This is a genomic window from Oceanisphaera submarina, from assembly GCF_046521305.1.
Lineage (GTDB): Bacteria > Pseudomonadota > Gammaproteobacteria > Enterobacterales > Aeromonadaceae > Oceanimonas > Oceanimonas submarina.
Genome location: NZ_JBKGFN010000012.1, coordinates 1 through 16457 on the forward strand (window position 1 = coordinate 1; position 16457 = coordinate 16457).

The following is a 16457-nucleotide window of genomic DNA, read 5'->3' on the forward strand; positions in this document are numbered from 1 at the left end:
CGTGTCAGTGGATGCGCATTATAGGGAGCGGCCGATTTTGCGCAAGGGCTTTTTTTGATAAAAACAGGCCTTTGGCGATCAATTGCTTATACTCCAAGCAAAAACACAGCTTAACCACAGAGTTACCCACAATGCAGCCTCGTTTTTATCGATAAAGCCGTTAGAATGGCTGTATCAGTGTTCGCCTTTCGGGAAACAATCATGGTCACACCATTGAAAAGCTATAACGGCATCACTCCCATTCTGGGCAAGGGAGCCTTCGTGGAAGCCTCCGCCGTACTCTATGGAGATATAGAGCTGGGGGAAGACGCCAGCATCTGGCCGCTGGTGGCCGCTCGCGGTGACGTCAATCTTATCCGTATCGGTGCCCGTTCCAATATTCAGGATGGCACCGTACTCCATGTCACCCGCAAGAGTTCCGCCCGGCCGGAGGGATTAGCCCTGCTGATCGGAGATGACGTCACGGTCGGGCACAAGGCGATGCTGCATGCCTGCATCATCGGCAACCGGGTGCTGATTGGCATGGGGACCATAGTACTGGATGGAGCTGATGTAGGAGATGACGTGATTATCGGTGCCGGCAGCCTGGTTCCACCGGGGAAGAAACTGGAGTCGGGCTATCTGTATGTCGGCTCACCGGCCAGGCAGGTGCGTCCGCTGACGCCAGAAGAAAAAGCCTTTTTACCCGAATCGGCTGCGAACTATGTCCGTCTTAAAAACGAGTACCTGAAACAATAGTGAGGAGTGGGAGAACAAGCCCAGGCAGACCCGCCGACTTGTTCTGGTATATATCTTGCGCCTCTCCCCTCACAGTTTTATAAATACAAGCCACCGTCGGGCGCGAAGGCTTCCTCTCCCACCAGCTCGGCGACCCGTTCTTCGATATCGAAACGTACCGACTCGAAGGCCAGCATGATATTGCCTTCATCTATCAGGCTCTGACCGGTCATGTGCTCGAGATGGGGCAACGCCAGAAAACAGTCAATTTTTCGCCCCTGCCAATGAGCGGTAAAGGCAATACCCTGTCGCTCCGATTGCCAGTCGAGATCGTCGTCTACAATAATGTCCTGATTCATGTTGCTGCCTCCAGTTTCGCTCGCAATGACGTCAACACCGGCATCATGTCTGGCCATACACCACGCCAGAGATAAAAGCTTTCAGCTGCCTGCCCCACCAGCATACCCAGACCATCATGTCTATGTTCCAATCCAATCTCCCTGGCCCAGGCGAGAAAGACGGTTTCTTCACGCCCATACATCATATCGTAGACCCGGGTCCCGGGATGACAAACAGCGGCGTCGAGTGACAGCCCCTCTCCCTGCAGGCTGGCAGAAGTGCTGTTGATGATGATATCGAAACCAACACCGGGCGTATCGAGTGGCGCACTGGTGATATTGCCAAGGTGCTCAAAACGCTGCACCAGTTCATCGGCTCTCGCTGGTGTACGATTTGCCACCACCAGTTGTGCCGGTTGTTCCTCCAATAAGGGCGCCATGGCCCCCCGGGCCGCACCACCGGCACCGAGCAGTAATATTCTGGCGCCAGCCAGGGGGAACCCCAGTCGTTTGAAATCCAGCACCAGGCCCGCGCCATCGGTGTTGTCCCCCAGCCAACGGCCATCCTCCTGCAGATGCAGGGTATTGACGGCACCAGCCAAACGGGCCCTATCCGTCAATTCTCCTGCCAACTCCATGGCCTGAGTCTTGAACGGCACCGTGATGTTGCAACCTTTGCCGCCTTCGCGTGCAAAGTGCATCAGGGTATCGGCAAAACCATTGAGGGGCGCAAGCAGGCGCCGATAATCGACTTGCTGGCCGGTTTGTTCGGCAAAACTGCCATGAATAAAAGGTGACTGGCTGTGCTTGATCGGATGACCGATAACCGCATATCTGTCCATGAATTCTGCTCTCGTAGCTGGGCGTAAACACCGGTACCGGATAAGGGCTGCCTGCATCCGGAACCGACGGCAATAATGATAATATTGCCACCGCCGACGCTTTTTTGGTTGCATTAATTACTAAAACGAATAGATTTTGCGCTAACGAACAGAAATTTTGTGGCTAGCCTTGGATACTGAACTCTTAAAAACCTTTCTGGAAGTTTCCCGCACCCGCCACTTCGGCAAAGCGGCGGAGCACCTTTACCTGACGCCGTCGGCGGTCAGCTTTCGGATTCGCCAGCTCGAAAGCCAGCTGGGGGTCACGCTGTTTACCCGATTGCGCAACAATATTCAGCTTACTTCCTCCGGTGATGCGCTGATCCCTCACGCCGAGTCCATGCTGCTGGCCTGGGCCCGAGCCCAGCACGAGGTGGCCCTGAGCGAACGCCAGACCCAGCAACTGGCGGTGGCCGGCACAGCCAACTTGTGGGATGCCTATTTGCAGGATGGATTGCACCGGCTTTACTGCGAACTGCCGGCACTGTCATTGCGTGCAGATATCCGGACTCCGGAGCAGATGACCCGCGCCCTGCTCGGGCGCACCCTGGATCTGGCGTTTCTGACCGATCCGGCTCGTATCGAAGGGGTCCGTCATATCGCCATACACACCATGGAGTTGCAGCTGGTTTCCACTTATCCGGGTCTGGATACCACCAAGGCCATGGCTCAGGATTATATTCGCATAGACTGGGGCACCGCCTTTAATACCCAACACGCCAAGCTGTTCAATACCTCGACCCCGCCCCTGCTGCATACCGGTTCGGTACGGATTGCACTGGAATATCTGCTGCATCATGGCGGCAGCACCTTTCTGCCCAGCTCCATGATCAGCAACTACCAGCAGCAGGAACAGCTGTTCATCGTAGATGATACTCCCTCAATCAAGCGGGAGGTCTATGCGGCCTATCTGCCGGGCGGGGAACGCCAGGGACTGATTGACCAGGTCATCACCCTGTTTGGCCCCCAAATCGACGGCGATTAAAACCAGTCTCTCGGTACCAGGAAGTCGTTGAGTCGGGACTCTGCCGTCCCCGGCTCCGGCTGCCAGTTATATTCCCAGCGCGCCAGAGGGGGCATCGACATCAAAATGGACTCGGTTCTGCCCCCGGTCTGCAGGCCAAATAGCGTGCCTCTGTCATATACCAGGTTGAACTCCACGTAACGGCCTCGCCGATAGAGCTGAAACTGTCGCTCGGCCTCGCCGTAAACAGTGTCCTTGCGTCGCTCGATAATAGGGATATAAGCATCGAGATAGCCACGCCCCACCGACTGCATGAACTCGAAGCAACGCTCGAAGGGCCATTCATTCAGATCGTCGAAAAAGAGTCCACCCACGCCCCGGGTTTCATCTCTGTGCTTGAGGTAAAAATAGCGATCGCACCAGGCCTTGTATTCCGGATACACCTGCTCACCGAAAGGCGCGCACAGATCCCGGGATACCCGGTGCCAGTGCCGGCAGTCCTCTTCCACCGGATAGTAGGGCGTCAAATCGAAACCGCCGCCAAACCACCAAACCGGATCGGCGCCTTCTTTCTCGGCGATAAAGAAACGAACATTGGCATGACTGGTCGGTACATGAGGATTATGAGGATGGATCACCAGCGACACGCCCATGGCTTCGAAGGAACGACCGGCCAGTTCGGGCCGGTGCGCCGTGGCAGAGGCCGGCATGGCGGTACCATGAACATGAGAGAAGTTAACGCCCCCCTGCTCGATCACGCTGCCGTTGCGCAAGACCCGGCTGCGGCCACCACCGCCTTCTGCACGAGTCCAGCTGTCTTCTTCGAAGCGGCCGGTGCCGTCCGCCAGCTCCAGCCGAGTGCAAATATCATTCTGTAACTGCAGCAAAAATGCTTTAACGGCCATGATATCCGGTTTACCGCTCATGTCTCTTCCTTCTAATGTGATGTTCAGGCCGCGCGCACCACGGCGCCGGTAATGCCATCCCGGATCAGTGACGGATTGGCACGCCCATCCGTCTGCCCGGGCAGGATATAGTCGAGCGTGGCTCCCATTAATTCCGCCAACTGCTGCTCGCTTCTTGCCGGCGGCTCTCCGGTTTTATTGGCACTGGTAGAGACCAGCGGCTTGCCGAAGGCCAGGCACAAATCGTGAACCTGCCGATGCGCCGTGACCCTGACCGCCAGCGAGTTGAACCGCCCCTTGAGCCAGGTTGGCACCTCGGGTCGGGCCGGAATAATCCAGGTATAGGGGCCGGGCCAGCTGTTGAGAATAACCTCGAGCCGCCCTTTCGGTAACGCGGCCAGATCCAGGTAGGGCAACAGCTGGCTGAAATCGGCGGCAATCAGTACCAGTCCCTTCTCTATTGGCCGCTGCTTTATCTCGAGCAACCGCCGCACGGCTTCCCCGTTATCGGGATCGCAGCCCAGGCCAAATACCGCCTCGGTGGCATAACCGATGATACCGCCCCGGCGCAATTGCTCTAGTGTGGCGTTCAATTCTTGTGGGTTCATTAACTGACAATTTCCTTCATAAAACAATTCAACGCTGGTAACCACAGCCCTTGTTGGGGCAATGCAGGCCGCCCTTACGCTCCGCCAGAATGCCGAAGCCGCATTCGGGGCAGGGCTCGGCCACCGGCCGCTCGTTAATCACATAACGACAGGCCGGATAATGATTGCAGGCATAGAAGCGTTTACCATAACGGGAGGTTCTTGCCACCAGCTGGCCTTTGTTGCAGGCCGGACACGACGGATCAGTCCGCCCCTGATCGTTGATGTCGGCCACATGGTGGCAGGCGGGATAATGGGTACAACCGATAAAAAGGCCGTAGCGGCCTTTCTTGATGGCAAGAGGATAACTGCATAGCGGACACTGGCTGCCTTCCAGCACTTTCTCTACATCCTGATCGTGTTCGATGACCTTGAGCGGGCGCAGATAATCGCAGGCAGGGTAGGACGCACAACCGACAAAGGCGCCATGTTTGCCATGACGCAATTCCAGCGTACCGCCGCATCGGGGACAAGGCTCATCGCCCCAATCAGGGCCAGGTTCCTGGGTATTAAACAGACTGGAATCGATTTTCGACATACCGCGCCTCCGAATTCATTGACCGAATTCTACCAGCGCGGCCGCCTTCAGTGAACCGCCCCTTCCGGCTGTTCGAAAATCAACTCTTCCAGCTGCTGATAGGCCGACTCGCTGCCGGGCACATTGAACAGCACCATCATCACCACCCACTTGAGGTCATCCAGCTCGATTTCCGGCGGATCCAGCTCCATCAGCCGATCGATGACAATCTCGCGAGTTTCGGCATTCAGCACCTTTATCTGCTCCAGGAACAACAGAAACCCTCGCCCCTCCGCGTCTATCTTGTACAGCTCTTCCTGCGTATAGATACGGAATGAATCAGGTGCGGATCTCGCCCATATCGGCGCCTCTTCCGCTTCCTGCAATTCGGCAAGGCGTTCCAGCCAGGCCAGCGCCTTGAGGATCTCTTCCTTGTGAAAGCCCGCCTGGGTTAATTCATCGGCGAGAGCATCCTGTTCCACCATGGCATCTACATCGGTATGGATGTAGGTTTCGAACAAGTACATAAGTACATCGAACATGCTCAGCTCCTCCTCGCTCTGACATAACCCCCGGGTACAGCCTCCACCCAGCCAGCCAATTCCAGCTCGACCAACCGGGTAAGCACCTCCTGCACCGGCTGCTGACAACGGGATGCGATCAAATCCACCGCCGTTGTCTCTAAACCTACGTTATCCAACAACTCCGGATAAGGCAATAATTCCTCAGTGGCCGCTGGCCGAATTTTGATCGCCGCCACCGAAAATGCCACCAGTTCATCGAGCACATCATCGGCGTCGGAAACCAACTTTGCCCCTTGCTGGATCAACCGGTTACAACCACTGGCCTGCGGATTTTGCCGGGCACCGGGAATGGCGAACACTTCTCGCCCCTGCTCCATGGCGTAACGGGCGGTGATCAGGGAGCCGCTGCGCTCGGCGGCCTCAACGATTAACACCCCCAGACTCAAGCCACTGATAATGCGATTACGGCGAGGAAAATGATGCGCCAGCGGTCCTTCCCAAGGGTAGCATTCGGATAGCAGGGCCCCCCCGCTATCGATAATCTCCGAGGCCAGACGCTGATGCCGCTTGGGGTAACACCGGGCCAGTCCCGACCCCAGTACCGCCAGAGTGAGGCCATCGACATCCAGCGTCGCCCTATGGCTGAGGCCATCGACCCCTATCGCCAGGCCCGAGGTAATGACGGCACCGGCAGTCGACAATGCCGGAACCAGATTTTTGGTATTTTCTCTGCCGACATAGGAGGGATGGCGACTGCCAACCACCGCAATTTGTGGCAGCGGCAAGGTCGATAGCTCGCCTTCCACAAACAGCAGCAGCGGGGCTCCGGATACCGCCCTGAGCTGCTCCGGATAAGCCGGGGCATCCCACGGCAAAATATGACGATTCGACGCCTGCCCCTGCCATTCCAGCAATGGCTCCAGAATCGCTAGGTGCGATGTCTGCAGCTGCTCCAACTGCTCTTCGCTCAGGCCGCTGGCGGCCAGTTGCCCGGAGCTGTACCACTGCTCACCGAGCTTGCTGCGCAGCCGAATGGCCCGAACCGGCCCTATGCCCCTGGTACGCTGCAGTGCCAGCCAGGGGAGCAGCGGATGCTGCTCAAGACCCGAACCCGGCATCACTCACATGGCTCAGCGAATAATTCCTCTGAACCAGGCCTCTGTTGTCCAGCACCAGGGCGGCACTGGTTTGATCGTCAACCCTGAACACCATGATACGGGCTACCGCCTCGGCCGGTAGCTGCTCGGGCCGGCCACTGGTACGCAGATAGGCACCCGCCTGGCTCGCATAGCTCAGCCTGCCGGAAGAACCGGGGGTAACATCGTATACACCGGGTCCGGGTTTCATCACCGCATAGAGATCACCGGACCGGACACCATCCGTATGCCCCTTGTTGATAAAGACGACGCCATGGCGTCCGGTGACACTGCCCTCGGTACCCATGGCCAGAATATACGCCTGATCGAGCCTCGGCCCCGGCCGGGGGTAGTGAAATGCGGCAATGCCGCCATCCATGGTCAGGGGCAGCACCTTGTCTCCCTGGCGAATCTCCTGCTTCATGCTGCTGACCCGGGCCTCGGTCATCTGATAGCCCCTCGGTTCCCCTGCCAGCAAGGTGCCAACCAGCGCCGCCTTTTGTCCAAGTTCGGCATGAGTAACACGATCGGTCAATATTTCCAGCGGGCGATAAACCCCATAGACGGTGCCCGGAGTCAGCTGCCCGCGCACGTAGACCGACGAGTCTTTCACCATGGTCTCCCGGCCCTGCTGATCGCCGAGGATATAAGAAGCCCGATCAAATACTGCCGGCGACATGACGCGATGGCTGTCAACGAAGTTCAGCATAGAGCTGAGCGGAATGGTCGCCACTGAGGGGGCTGTGCGTACCCGTGGAGAAAGACGCACCACCTTGTCAGCCTCTCCCTTGACCAAGCGGGGCTGCCCGTCCACCCAGATCAACCGCAGCACATCGCCCGGGTAGATAAGATGAGGGTTGGCTATCTGCTGGTTGGCCTGCCACAGCTTCGGCCACAGCCAGGGAGATTTCAGAAAGTGAGCCGAAATATCCCACAGGGTGTCTCCCTTGCGTACCCTGTAACGCTCGGGATAGCTCTCATTCAGCTCAAGACGACTGGTATCCGGCTCATGGCCGTTATCCGGTTCAAAACTGTTGGCCTGCAGGCCAAAACAGCACCCGGCCAGCAACCCGAGTAAAAATCGGCCTCTCTGCGTCATAACATCCGTGTCCTTAAGTTATTAACTCTTGCTGTTTTTTATGCGCTTAAATGGCTAAAATACTATCAGTATCGATACAGAAATCAGCAAGGTAGTCATGGCAAAAGTATTAGAAGTATTACGTTTTCCCGATGAGCGACTGCGTACCGTCGCCCAACCCGTCACCGAGTTCACTCCGGCTTTACAGCAAATTGTAGATGATATGTTTGAGACCATGTACGCCGAAGAAGGCATAGGCCTGGCGGCAACCCAGGTCGACGTTCATCAGCGGCTGATCGTGATCGATGTGTCCGATGACCGGCAGCAACAACTGGTGCTGATCAACCCGGAAGTGCTGGAGCAAAGCGGCAGCACCGGCATTGAAGAAGGATGTCTGTCGGTGCCCGGTGCCCGCGCCCTGGTGGAAAGAGCCGAGCGCATCAAGATCCGGGCCCAGGATCGTCATGGCAAGGCATTCGAGCTGGAAGCAGACGATCTGCTGGCCATCTGCATACAACATGAAATGGATCATCTGATCGGCAAGCTGTTTGTCGATTACCTTTCTCCACTCAAGCGCCAGCGCATACGCCAGAAAATGGAAAAGCTTGCCAAGCAAGAAGCACAATAATTCCAATAATAAAGGACGCCCCTTGAGCAAACTCAATATCATTTTTGCCGGCACCCCGGACTTCGCCGCCCGCCACCTGCAGTCGCTGCTCGGCTCGGAACACAATATCGTCGCCGTTTATACCCAGCCGGACAGACCCGCCGGCCGTGGCAAGAAGCTGACCCCCAGCCCGGTCAAGGTGGCCGCCGAACAGGCCGGCATTCCGGTATTTCAGCCCCAGAGCCTGCGCAATGAAGAAGCGCAACAGCAGCTTGCCGCCCTCAACGCCGATATCATGGTGGTGGTGGCCTATGGTCTGATCCTGCCCCAGGTGGTGCTGGATACCCCACAACTGGGCTGCATCAATGTGCACGGTTCCCTGCTGCCACGCTGGCGTGGCGCCGCCCCCATTCAACGCGCCATCTGGGCCGGCGACCGGGAAACCGGCGTCACCATCATGCAGATGGACAAGGGGCTGGATACCGGTGCCATGCTACACCTGGCTCGTCTGCCGGTAGCGTCTGCAGATACCTCCGCCAGCCTGTATGACAAGCTGGCCGACATAGGTCCCCAGGCGCTGCTGCAGGCCCTGAGCCAAATCGCCGATGGCAGCATCACCGCCGAGCCCCAGGATGACGCTCAGGCCAACTATGCGGAAAAACTCTCCAAGGAAGAAGCGCTCATCGACTGGCAGTTGCCGGCCGAGCAGCTCGAACGCAATGTCCGAGCCTTCAACCCCTGGCCGGTCAGCTATTTCATGGTCGGCGAGCACAATATCAAGGTCTGGCAGACCGAAGTGCTCGATGAAAACAGCGACCAGCCACCCGGTACCATCATTCGTGCCGGCAAGGCCGGTATCGACGTGACCACCGGCAACGGTGTACTGCGTCTGCTCACCCTGCAACCGCCGGGCAAGAAGGCCATGGCCTGTCAGGATCTGCTCAACGCCCGCAAGGACTGGTTCCAGACCGGCAACCGCCTGGCGTGAACACACTCAACTCAGTGGTAATCATATGAAAACCCGTGCCGCCGCGGCCAACATCCTTCATCAGGTACTCAACCAAGGGCAGTCGCTGTCTACCCTGCTGCCGCGTTATCAGCAGGAAGTGGCCGCCAAGGATCGCGCCCTGCTGCAGGAGCTGTGTTTCGGCACCCTGCGCTGGTACAGCCGACTCGACGCCATCGCCAAGCAACTGCTGGAAAAGCCGCTCAAGGGCAAGTATCAGTCAGTGCATTCGCTGCTGCTGGTGGGTATCTATCAGCTGCTTTATACCCGGATACCGGCTCACGCCGCCCTGGCGGAAACCGTCAACGCCTGCAAACTGCTGAAAGCCGACCCCTTCAAGGGCATGGTCAATGGCGTACTACGCAACGTACAGCGCCGGCGGGAAGAACTGACCGCCAAGGTCGACGCCCTGCCCCAGTTGCGCCTCGCGCATCCCAACTGGCTGGTCAAGCGCCTGCAAAAGGCCTATCCCGAACAGTGGCAGGACATCCTCGAGGCCAATAACCAGCATCCGCCGATGTGGATCCGGGTCAATCAGGCTCATCATTCGCAGGAAGATTACCTGGCATTGCTGCAGCAAGCCGGTCAGGAAGCAGAGCCCGACAACCTGGCCGAGAGTGCCCTGCGCCTGGCCCGACCGGTGGATGTGGCCACTTTGCCCGGTTTCGAGCTGGGTCACAGCTCGGTGCAGGATGCGGCGGCACAGATGGCCGCCCAACTGCTGGAAGCCGCCCCGGGCGATACCATTCTCGATGCCTGTGCCGCCCCCGGTGGCAAGACCGCCCATATTCTCGAGCGCCAGCCGGCGCTGGCCCAACTGGTGGCCCTCGACATGGACGGCGAGCGTCTAAAACGGGTGCACCAGAATCTGGAACGCATCGGGCTGCAGGCCACGGTTATTCAGGGAGACGCCGCCCGGCCCGCCGACTGGTGGCAAGGCGCGGCCTTCGATCGTATCCTGCTGGACGCGCCCTGTTCAGCCACCGGCGTGATTCGCCGCCACCCGGACATCAAGTGGCTGCGCCGCCCGGACGATATCGCTCAGCTGGCAGCGCTGCAGGCGAAAATTCTCGACGCGCTTTGGCAACAGCTCAAGCCAGGTGGCACCCTGCTCTACGCCACCTGTTCCATCTTGCCGGACGAGAACAGCACCCAGATCAAGGCGTTTCTGCAACGTACCCCGAATGCCCGTCATCTGCCCCTGCACCCGGGTGATACGGTCGAACAACCGGGCTGGCAATTACTGCCGGGAGCCGAACAGCGGGATGGCTTTTATTACGCCAAGTTGAGTAAATTGCCATGAAAATCATCATCCTCGGCGCCGGTCAGGTAGGAGGGACCCTGGCGGAAAACCTGGTGGGTGAGAATAACGATATCACCATCGTCGATACCGATAGCGAGCGGTTGCGGGAACTGCAAGACAAATACGATTTGCGGGTCGTCACCGGCCACGGTGCCTACCCCAACGTGTTGCGCGAAGCCGGTGCCCAGGATGCAGACATGCTGGTGGCGGTGACCAGCAGTGACGAAACCAACATGATCGCCTGTCAGGTGGCTTATTCGCTGTTCAACACGCCCAACAAGGTGGCCCGGATCCGCTCGCCGGAATTTCTGGCCGAGCGTGAACGGCTGTTTCTCAACGAGGCACTGCCGGTCGACAACCTGATTGCGCCCGAGCAGTTGGTGACCGAATACATCTATCGGCTGATCCAGTATCCGGGAGCCCTGCAGGTAGTGGACTTCGCCGAAGGCAAGGTCGGCCTGGTGGCGATCAAGGCCTATTACGGCGGCCCCCTGGTGGGCAATGCCCTGTCTACCCTGCGCGAACACATGCCCAACATCGATACCCGGGTAGCGGCCATCTTCCGTCAGGACAGACCGATACGCCCCCAGGGCACCACCATTATCGAAGCCGACGACGAGGTGTTTTTCGTCGCCGCCAGCGGCCATATCCGTGCCGTGATGTCGGAACTGCAGCGTCTCGAAAGCGACTACAAGCGCATCATGATAGTCGGCGGCGGCAACATAGGTGCCGGTCTGGCCCGTCGACTGGAAAAGCGTTATTCGGTCAAGCTTATCGAGCACAATCCCAGAAGAGCCGAGCGGCTGTCCGAGCTGCTGGAACATACCATCGTTTTCTGCGGTGACGCCGCCGATCAGGAACTGCTGGTAGAAGAGCATATCGATCAGGTCGATGTATTCATCGCCGTCACCAACAAGGACGAGGCCAACATCATGTCGGCCATGCTCGCCAAGAAGCTGGGCGCCAAAAAGGTGATGGTACTGATCCAGCGCGGTGCCTACGTGGATCTGGTACAGGGCGGCAGCATCGATGTGGCCATCTCGCCCCAGCAGGCCACCATTTCGGCGCTGCTGACCCATGTACGCCGGGCCGACATCGTCAACGTCTATTCCCTGCGCCGCGGTGCGGCCGAGGCCATAGAGGCCATCGCCCACGGTGACAGCGCCACGTCCAAGGTGGTGGGCCGCCAGGTCGGTGAACTCAAGCTGCCCCCCGGTACCACCATAGGAGCCATAGTGCGCGGCGACGAGGTACTGATCGCCCATGACAGAACGGTGATCGAACAGAACGATCACGTGGTACTGTTTCTGGTGGACAAGAAATTCATTCCGGAAGTGGAGCGGCTGTTCCAGCCCAGCCCCTTCTTCCTTTAAGACTCGGTTTTTTCATCATTCGGGAGAAATGGTGTTCAACCTGCGGCCCATCGCCTTTATCCTGAGCATGGCTCTGTCCAAACTGGCACTGTTCATGTGGTTGCCAACTCTGCTGGCCCTGTCGGGCCGCAGTCAGGGTTTTCAGGAGTTTTTGCTGGCAACCCTGCTCACCCATAGCACGGCTCTTTTTTTGCTGGCCTTGGGACGGCGCGAAAAGATCCACCTCAGAATCAAGGAAATGTTCCTGCTCACTACCCTGGTGTGGACATTGATCTGCGTGTTTGGCGCCCTGCCTTTCGTATTCATTAGCCACATCGACTTCACCGATGCCTTCTTCGAAACCATGTCGGGGGTAACCACTACCGGTTCTACCGTACTCACCGGCCTGGACAGTATGCCCGCCGCCATCCTGCTGTGGCGCTCTGTGCTGCAATGGCTGGGCGGTGTCGGTTTTATCGTGGCAGCGGTGGCGGTACTGCCCTATCTCAATGTGGGCGGGATGAAGCTGTTCCAGACCGAATCCTCCGACTGGTCCGACAAAAGCGCGCCACGAGCGGCCACCATGGCCAAACGCATCGTGTTGCTGTACCTGTTGCTGACATTGCTGTGTGCTGCTGGCTACTATCTGCTGTCGGACATGAACGCGTTCGAAGCGCTGAATCATGCCATGACCACCCTGAGTACCGGCGGCTATTCCACCTCCGACGGCTCCATGAATCACTTCTCCCCTTCCGCACACTGGGTCGGAACCCTGTTCATGTTTATCGGCGGCCTGCCCTTTTTACTGATGATCTACAGCCTGCAACATCGTAACCTGAGTCTGTTCCGGGATGCCCAGGTACGCGGCTTCTTCTGGTTGGTCCTGGCAACCGGTCTGATGCTCAGCCTCTATCTCTGGGCAACGGGGCGCTACCCGCTGGGTGACGCTGTTCGTATCAGCCTGTTCAACCTGGTCTCGGTGATCACCACCACCGGCTACGGGCTCGGCGATTTCGGCGCCTGGGGGGCCTTTCCGCTGGTGCTGTTCGGTCTGTTGATGATGTGCGGCGCCTGCTCCGGCTCTACCGCCGGTGGCTTCAAGATCTTCCGCTTTCAGGTAGGCATGACCCTGTTTCAGAAGCAGTTACATCAACTGATGCACCCAAGGGCGGTGTTTCCTCAACAATATAATGGCCGTAGCGTCAATGACGACATCATTCGTTCGTTGATCACCTTTATCTTCGGCTATTTCGCAACCATGGTGGTGCTGGCCCTGCTGCTGACGCTGATGTCGCTGCCGCCGCAAGTCGCGATCAGCGCGGCGATGACGGCCGTCGCCAACGTGGGCCCGGGCATAGGTGAAGTCATAGGCCCGAGTGGCAACTTTGCCGGCCTGCCCGACGCAGCAAAATGGTTGCTGGCACTGGGCATGCTGATGGGGCGGCTGGAGATCATGACGGTCATGGTGCTGTTCTTCCCCAGCTTCTGGCGCAGCTAGCCTGATGTAGCGAGGTGTGAGGCCTTAGGCCCGCCCCCTCACGATCTCGGGCAGGCTTTCTTCCTCGGCAGCCCTTTCCCGCAGGTGTTCGGGCAGGGGCTTGGTCACTTCCACCCCCAGTTCGCGAAACGCCTCGGCCTGACGGATCAGGTTGCCGCGGCCGCTGGTCAGCTTCTTCATCGCACGTTGGTAATTATCGTCGGCCCGTTGCAGCGACTGGCCTACGGCTTCCATGTCTTCCGTGAACAGACGCAGCTTTTCGTAGATCTTGCCCGCCGATTCGGCAATCTTGCGGGCATTCTGATTCTGCCGCTCCACCCGCCACAGATTCTCTATGGTGCGCAACGCCACCAGCAGGTTAGTGGGACTGACCAGAAGGATATTATGATCCAGGGCATACTTCACCAGTCCCGGCTCCGCCTCTACCGCCACCAGGAAAGCCGGCTCCACCGCCACAAACATCAGTACATAATCGAGGGTTCTGACCCCCTTCAGGTTCTGATAGTCCTTGCGTCCCAGCTCGCGAATATGCCCCCGCACCGAGGTGACGTGATCACGCAGCGCCTGCGCGCGCACAGCCGCATCCTCGCCGTTGAAGTAGCGCTCGTAGGCGGTAAGCGAAACCTTGGCATCGATGATGATGTCCTTGTCTTGCGGCAGATGTACTACCACATCCGGCTGGTAGCGCTTGCCTTCGGCATTGTTCAGGCTGAGCTGGGTGCTGTACTCGTGCCCCTCCCGCAACCCGGATTCGGACAGCACCCGCGACAAGACCACTTCCCCCCAGTTGCCCTGCTGTTTGCTGTCTCCCTTCAACGCCCGGGTCAGGGCCGCGGTCTCCACGCTCATCTGCTGGTGCAGCTCGGCCAGCCGTTCTACCTCGAACTTCAGGCTGTGGCGCTGGCGGCTTTCGTCCGCATAAGTTTCCTGCATGCTGCGACGAAAGCCTTCCAGTTGCTCACGCAGCGGCGACAACAGTCCGTCCAGGCTGTTCTGGTTCAGTTCACGGAAACTATGGGTTTTCTGTTCAAAGATGCGCTGGGCCAGGTTCTCGAACTGCTGCCCAAGTCGGATTTCACTCGCCTCGAACTGGGCCTGCTTTTCTGCCACCCCCTGTCGCTCCTGACGCAACAGGGTTTCGTATTCCTTAAGCCGGCCGTTCATTTTCAGCACCAGTTGCTGCTGTTGATCCAGCCGTTGCCGGGTCTCCTGCAGCTCACTATTGCGCTCTTCCAACTGAGTCTGCAACTGCCGATTCTGCTGGGCCAGCAATTGCAGTCGGGTACCCAGACCGAGTCGGGTCAGACCCCAGCCGGCCAGCCCGGCCGCTGCCGCCAGCCAGTAAGGCCAGCTTGTTGCCAATAACGAGGCCATCATCGCCTCCTCTGCTCAAGCATCGCCAGCACCCGCCGGTTAAAACGCAGCCAGAGCAAAACATAGAGAAAATACAGCAGGATAATCAGCCATTTGTGCTGATTTACGCCATTATCGAACTCCGCCAGCGGCAGCCCTCGCAGCTGGCTGTACAAAAATAACAGCAGCGGAAACATCAGAAATACCGACCAGCGCCAGCACTGACTGAGAAAAGAAATAAAAAGGCCGTTATCCAAGGTGTGAATCCCAACATACGATGATCAGGCAACAGCTTAACAGCGACCACGAGGGAATTCAGCCGGATCGCCCCAGATAACTCTTTAACTGCTCGGACGGAATTGAACTGCAGGAGGACAACGTATAGGCGGCCCACCGTCCGGCTTGATCCAGCGCCGCCGACATCGGCAGGTCCGCCACCAGACCGTGAATGAGGCCACCGGCAAAGGCATCGCCGGCGCCGGTGGCATCCACTACCGACACAGGACGGGCCGGTACCCGAATATGCTGATCGGCAGAAAACGCCTCCGCGCCCTGTTCGCCGTGCGTCACCACCAGCCATTGCAGCCGTTCACCGGCCAACTCACGGGCATGGTCGAACACGTTATCCTGCCGGGCCAAATCGGCGGCGGAAGCGATCATCACCTGGCAGGGCCGGGACCAGCGCCCCTCCTTGGGGTACTGACTGACCACCAGGCTGTGCTCCGCCATCTGCGCCATGTAAGCGGCGGCCTCACCGCCGTCATGGTTCACATACAGACAGTCTACCGGCGCTATCGGCAGGCCTCCGGGCAGCGCCGGGCGCCGGTGCTGGCGCAATATGGTCCTTTCACCCAGACTGTCGACCAGCACCAGCAGCTCGCCGGTTTCCCCATCAAACTGCTCCAGGTGCGTCACATCCAGCCCCAGATCGGCGGCTTGCCGGCGTAACCAGTCACCGGTATCGTCGTTACCGATCCGGGCGGCAATACTCACCCGATGCCCGGCCCACAACAAGCCAATGCCGGTGTTCGCCGCGCCGCCACCCAGACGACAACCCTGATCCCGATACAACAGACGGCCGCCGGCGGCTAGTGGCTCGTTCAACACCAACACATGATCGCAATTCAGATTGGCCAGCAGCAGTATTTTTGCCATTCAGCACCCTTAAGGCTATTTCACCGTTATCTGGATAACATCCGACATCACCGGGGGTTGATGCGGAACATGCTGTGCATCTCCCAGCACCAGTTGCAACCGGTAGTCTCCCGGCGGCAGGATAAGCCGGGTTTCGGTCTGACCGCCACCGAAGTGGTGCACCTGGTCGCTGGCGGGCAGCGGCTGAGACAAGTCCGGCATGGGATCGGCGTTAATCAGCAGATGATGGTGGCCGGTGTTTTCCTTTTCCACCCCGGCCGGCGCCACGCCCATGCCTTCCAGCCCAAAGCGCACGGTAAACTCGCTACCCAGCACCTCACCGTCGGCCGGACTGAGGAAATAGACCCGGGCGCCCTCAGGCGCCGGGGTGGCCGATACCGATAACGCCGCCACCAAGGCGGCAGCACCGAGCATGTTCGTTACTCTCATCATTTTCAGTCTCCGTGGGGATATGAGCCCCAAGCATAGCAGCTGGT

19 protein-coding genes are annotated in these 16457 nt (G+C 58.6%); 7 read left to right on the forward strand and 12 right to left on the reverse strand.

Annotated features, from left to right (window positions below):
* Nucleotides 1-201: 201 nt before the first annotated feature.
* Nucleotides 202-738 carry a gamma carbonic anhydrase family protein gene (locus ACLEIV_RS12150; RefSeq protein ID WP_410456904.1) on the forward strand — a complete coding sequence of 179 codons (537 nt, stop codon included), beginning with the start codon at nt 202-204 and terminating at the stop codon, nt 736-738.
* 77 nt (nt 739-815) lie between these two features.
* On the opposite strand, the gene ACLEIV_RS12155 is transcribed toward ACLEIV_RS12150, so the two are convergent.
* The gene (locus tag ACLEIV_RS12155) at nt 816-1076 is read right to left on the reverse strand and encodes a DUF1488 family protein (protein WP_410456905.1); all 261 of its coding nucleotides are present in this window, start codon (nt 1074-1076) and stop codon (nt 816-818) included.
* Nucleotides 1073-1897, reverse strand: a complete 825-nt coding sequence (gene aroE, locus ACLEIV_RS12160; RefSeq protein WP_410456906.1) for a shikimate dehydrogenase — start codon at nt 1895-1897, stop codon at nt 1073-1075. Before aroE ends, ACLEIV_RS12155 begins: the two co-directional genes overlap by 4 nt.
* A gap of 169 nt (nt 1898-2066) precedes the next feature.
* On the opposite strand from aroE, the gene hdfR reads away from it, so the two are divergent.
* Entirely contained in the window at nt 2067-2921 is an 855-nt protein-coding gene (gene hdfR / locus ACLEIV_RS12165; protein WP_410456907.1) for an HTH-type transcriptional regulator HdfR, read from the forward strand.
* Here hdfR and hemF read toward each other — a convergent pair.
* Genes hemF through ACLEIV_RS12195 form a run of 6 tightly spaced genes read right to left on the reverse strand, consistent with a single transcriptional unit; the run spans nt 2918 to nt 7728 of the window.
* The gene (gene hemF / locus ACLEIV_RS12170) at nt 2918-3826 is read right to left on the reverse strand and encodes an oxygen-dependent coproporphyrinogen oxidase (RefSeq protein ID WP_410456908.1); all 909 of its coding nucleotides are present in this window, start codon (nt 3824-3826) and stop codon (nt 2918-2920) included. The genes hdfR and hemF overlap by 4 nt on opposite strands.
* A 23-nt stretch (nt 3827-3849) precedes the next feature.
* Complete coding sequence (gene tsaC / locus ACLEIV_RS12175; protein ID WP_410456909.1) at nt 3850-4413, reverse strand: L-threonylcarbamoyladenylate synthase type 1 TsaC; 564 nt, start codon at nt 4411-4413, stop codon at nt 3850-3852.
* 28 nt (nt 4414-4441) lie between these two features.
* Nucleotides 4442-4990, reverse strand: a complete 549-nt coding sequence (locus tag ACLEIV_RS12180; protein ID WP_410456910.1) for a DNA topoisomerase family protein — start codon at nt 4988-4990, stop codon at nt 4442-4444.
* Between the two features lie 47 nt (nt 4991-5037).
* Complete coding sequence (locus ACLEIV_RS12185) at nt 5038-5511, reverse strand: DUF494 family protein (RefSeq protein WP_410456911.1); 474 nt, start codon at nt 5509-5511, stop codon at nt 5038-5040.
* 2 nt (nt 5512-5513) lie between these two features.
* Nucleotides 5514-6611 carry a DNA-processing protein DprA gene (gene dprA, locus ACLEIV_RS12190; protein ID WP_410457029.1) on the reverse strand — a complete coding sequence of 366 codons (1098 nt, stop codon included), beginning with the start codon at nt 6609-6611 and terminating at the stop codon, nt 5514-5516.
* Nucleotides 6592-7728 (reverse strand): LysM peptidoglycan-binding domain-containing protein, encoded by a 1137-nt coding sequence (locus tag ACLEIV_RS12195; protein WP_410456912.1) that lies wholly within the window; start codon nt 7726-7728, stop codon nt 6592-6594. The genes dprA and ACLEIV_RS12195 overlap by 20 nt, the downstream gene beginning before the upstream one ends.
* A 97-nt stretch (nt 7729-7825) precedes the next feature.
* Between ACLEIV_RS12195 and def the strand changes: the two genes are divergently transcribed.
* Genes def through ACLEIV_RS12220 form a run of 5 tightly spaced genes read left to right on the forward strand, consistent with a single transcriptional unit; the run spans nt 7826 to nt 13473 of the window.
* Nucleotides 7826-8335 carry a peptide deformylase gene (gene def, locus ACLEIV_RS12200; protein WP_410456913.1) on the forward strand — a complete coding sequence of 170 codons (510 nt, stop codon included), beginning with the start codon at nt 7826-7828 and terminating at the stop codon, nt 8333-8335.
* A gap of 22 nt (nt 8336-8357) precedes the next feature.
* Nucleotides 8358-9302, forward strand: coding sequence for a methionyl-tRNA formyltransferase (fmt, locus tag ACLEIV_RS12205; RefSeq protein ID WP_410456914.1), 945 nt, complete (start codon nt 8358-8360; stop codon nt 9300-9302).
* A 25-nt stretch (nt 9303-9327) separates the two neighbouring features.
* Nucleotides 9328-10623 carry a 16S rRNA (cytosine(967)-C(5))-methyltransferase RsmB gene (gene rsmB, locus ACLEIV_RS12210; RefSeq protein WP_410456915.1) on the forward strand — a complete coding sequence of 432 codons (1296 nt, stop codon included), beginning with the start codon at nt 9328-9330 and terminating at the stop codon, nt 10621-10623.
* Entirely contained in the window at nt 10620-11996 is a 1377-nt protein-coding gene (gene trkA, locus ACLEIV_RS12215) for a Trk system potassium transporter TrkA (protein WP_410456916.1), read from the forward strand. Before rsmB ends, trkA begins: the two co-directional genes overlap by 4 nt.
* Before the next feature lie 31 nt (nt 11997-12027).
* Nucleotides 12028-13473, forward strand: coding sequence for a TrkH family potassium uptake protein (locus ACLEIV_RS12220; protein ID WP_410456917.1), 1446 nt, complete (start codon nt 12028-12030; stop codon nt 13471-13473).
* Nucleotides 13474-13497: 24 nt separating this feature from the next.
* On the opposite strand, the gene rmuC is transcribed toward ACLEIV_RS12220, so the two are convergent.
* The 4 genes from rmuC to ACLEIV_RS12240 are packed head-to-tail and all read right to left on the reverse strand — an operon-like array spanning nt 13498 to nt 16413.
* On the reverse strand, nt 13498-14847 hold the full coding sequence (gene rmuC / locus ACLEIV_RS12225) for a DNA recombination protein RmuC (protein ID WP_410456918.1): 1350 nt from the start codon (nt 14845-14847) through the stop codon (nt 13498-13500).
* Nucleotides 14847-15083: a hypothetical protein gene (locus ACLEIV_RS12230; protein ID WP_410456919.1), complete on the reverse strand. Its 237-nt coding sequence runs from the start codon at nt 15081-15083 to the stop codon at nt 14847-14849. The genes rmuC and ACLEIV_RS12230 overlap by 1 nt, the downstream gene beginning before the upstream one ends.
* A gap of 58 nt (nt 15084-15141) precedes the next feature.
* Nucleotides 15142-15981, reverse strand: coding sequence for a PfkB family carbohydrate kinase (locus ACLEIV_RS12235; protein ID WP_410456920.1), 840 nt, complete (start codon nt 15979-15981; stop codon nt 15142-15144).
* A gap of 15 nt (nt 15982-15996) precedes the next feature.
* Nucleotides 15997-16413, reverse strand: coding sequence for a DUF4399 domain-containing protein (locus ACLEIV_RS12240; protein ID WP_410456921.1), 417 nt, complete (start codon nt 16411-16413; stop codon nt 15997-15999).
* Between the last annotated feature and the right edge of the window lie 44 nt (nt 16414-16457).

Bases quoted from the DNA above. Each gene is read 5' to 3' on its own strand.
- ACLEIV_RS12150 (WP_410456904.1), top strand. From the start codon at position 202: ATGGTCACACCATTGAAAAGCTATAACGGCATCACTCCCATTCTGGGC.
- aroE (WP_410456906.1), bottom strand. From the start codon at position 1,897: ATGGACAGATATGCGGTTATCGGTCATCCGATCAAGCACAGCCAGTCA.
- rsmB (WP_410456915.1), top strand. From the start codon at position 9,328: ATGAAAACCCGTGCCGCCGCGGCCAACATCCTTCATCAGGTACTCAAC.
- tsaC (WP_410456909.1), bottom strand. From the start codon at position 4,413: ATGAACCCACAAGAATTGAACGCCACACTAGAGCAATTGCGCCGGGGC.
- ACLEIV_RS12185 (WP_410456911.1), bottom strand. From the start codon at position 5,511: ATGTTCGATGTACTTATGTACTTGTTCGAAACCTACATCCATACCGAT.
- ACLEIV_RS12235 (WP_410456920.1), bottom strand. From the start codon at position 15,981: ATGGCAAAAATACTGCTGCTGGCCAATCTGAATTGCGATCATGTGTTG.
- ACLEIV_RS12195 (WP_410456912.1), bottom strand. From the start codon at position 7,728: ATGACGCAGAGAGGCCGATTTTTACTCGGGTTGCTGGCCGGGTGCTGT.
- trkA (WP_410456916.1), top strand. From the start codon at position 10,620: ATGAAAATCATCATCCTCGGCGCCGGTCAGGTAGGAGGGACCCTGGCG.
- ACLEIV_RS12240 (WP_410456921.1), bottom strand. From the start codon at position 16,413: ATGATGAGAGTAACGAACATGCTCGGTGCTGCCGCCTTGGTGGCGGCG.
- dprA (WP_410457029.1), bottom strand. From the start codon at position 6,611: ATGCCGGGTTCGGGTCTTGAGCAGCATCCGCTGCTCCCCTGGCTGGCA.
- ACLEIV_RS12180 (WP_410456910.1), bottom strand. From the start codon at position 4,990: ATGTCGAAAATCGATTCCAGTCTGTTTAATACCCAGGAACCTGGCCCT.
- def (WP_410456913.1), top strand. From the start codon at position 7,826: ATGGCAAAAGTATTAGAAGTATTACGTTTTCCCGATGAGCGACTGCGT.
- hemF (WP_410456908.1), bottom strand. From the start codon at position 3,826: ATGAGCGGTAAACCGGATATCATGGCCGTTAAAGCATTTTTGCTGCAG.
- ACLEIV_RS12155 (WP_410456905.1), bottom strand. From the start codon at position 1,076: ATGAATCAGGACATTATTGTAGACGACGATCTCGACTGGCAATCGGAG.
- rmuC (WP_410456918.1), bottom strand. From the start codon at position 14,847: ATGGCCTCGTTATTGGCAACAAGCTGGCCTTACTGGCTGGCGGCAGCG.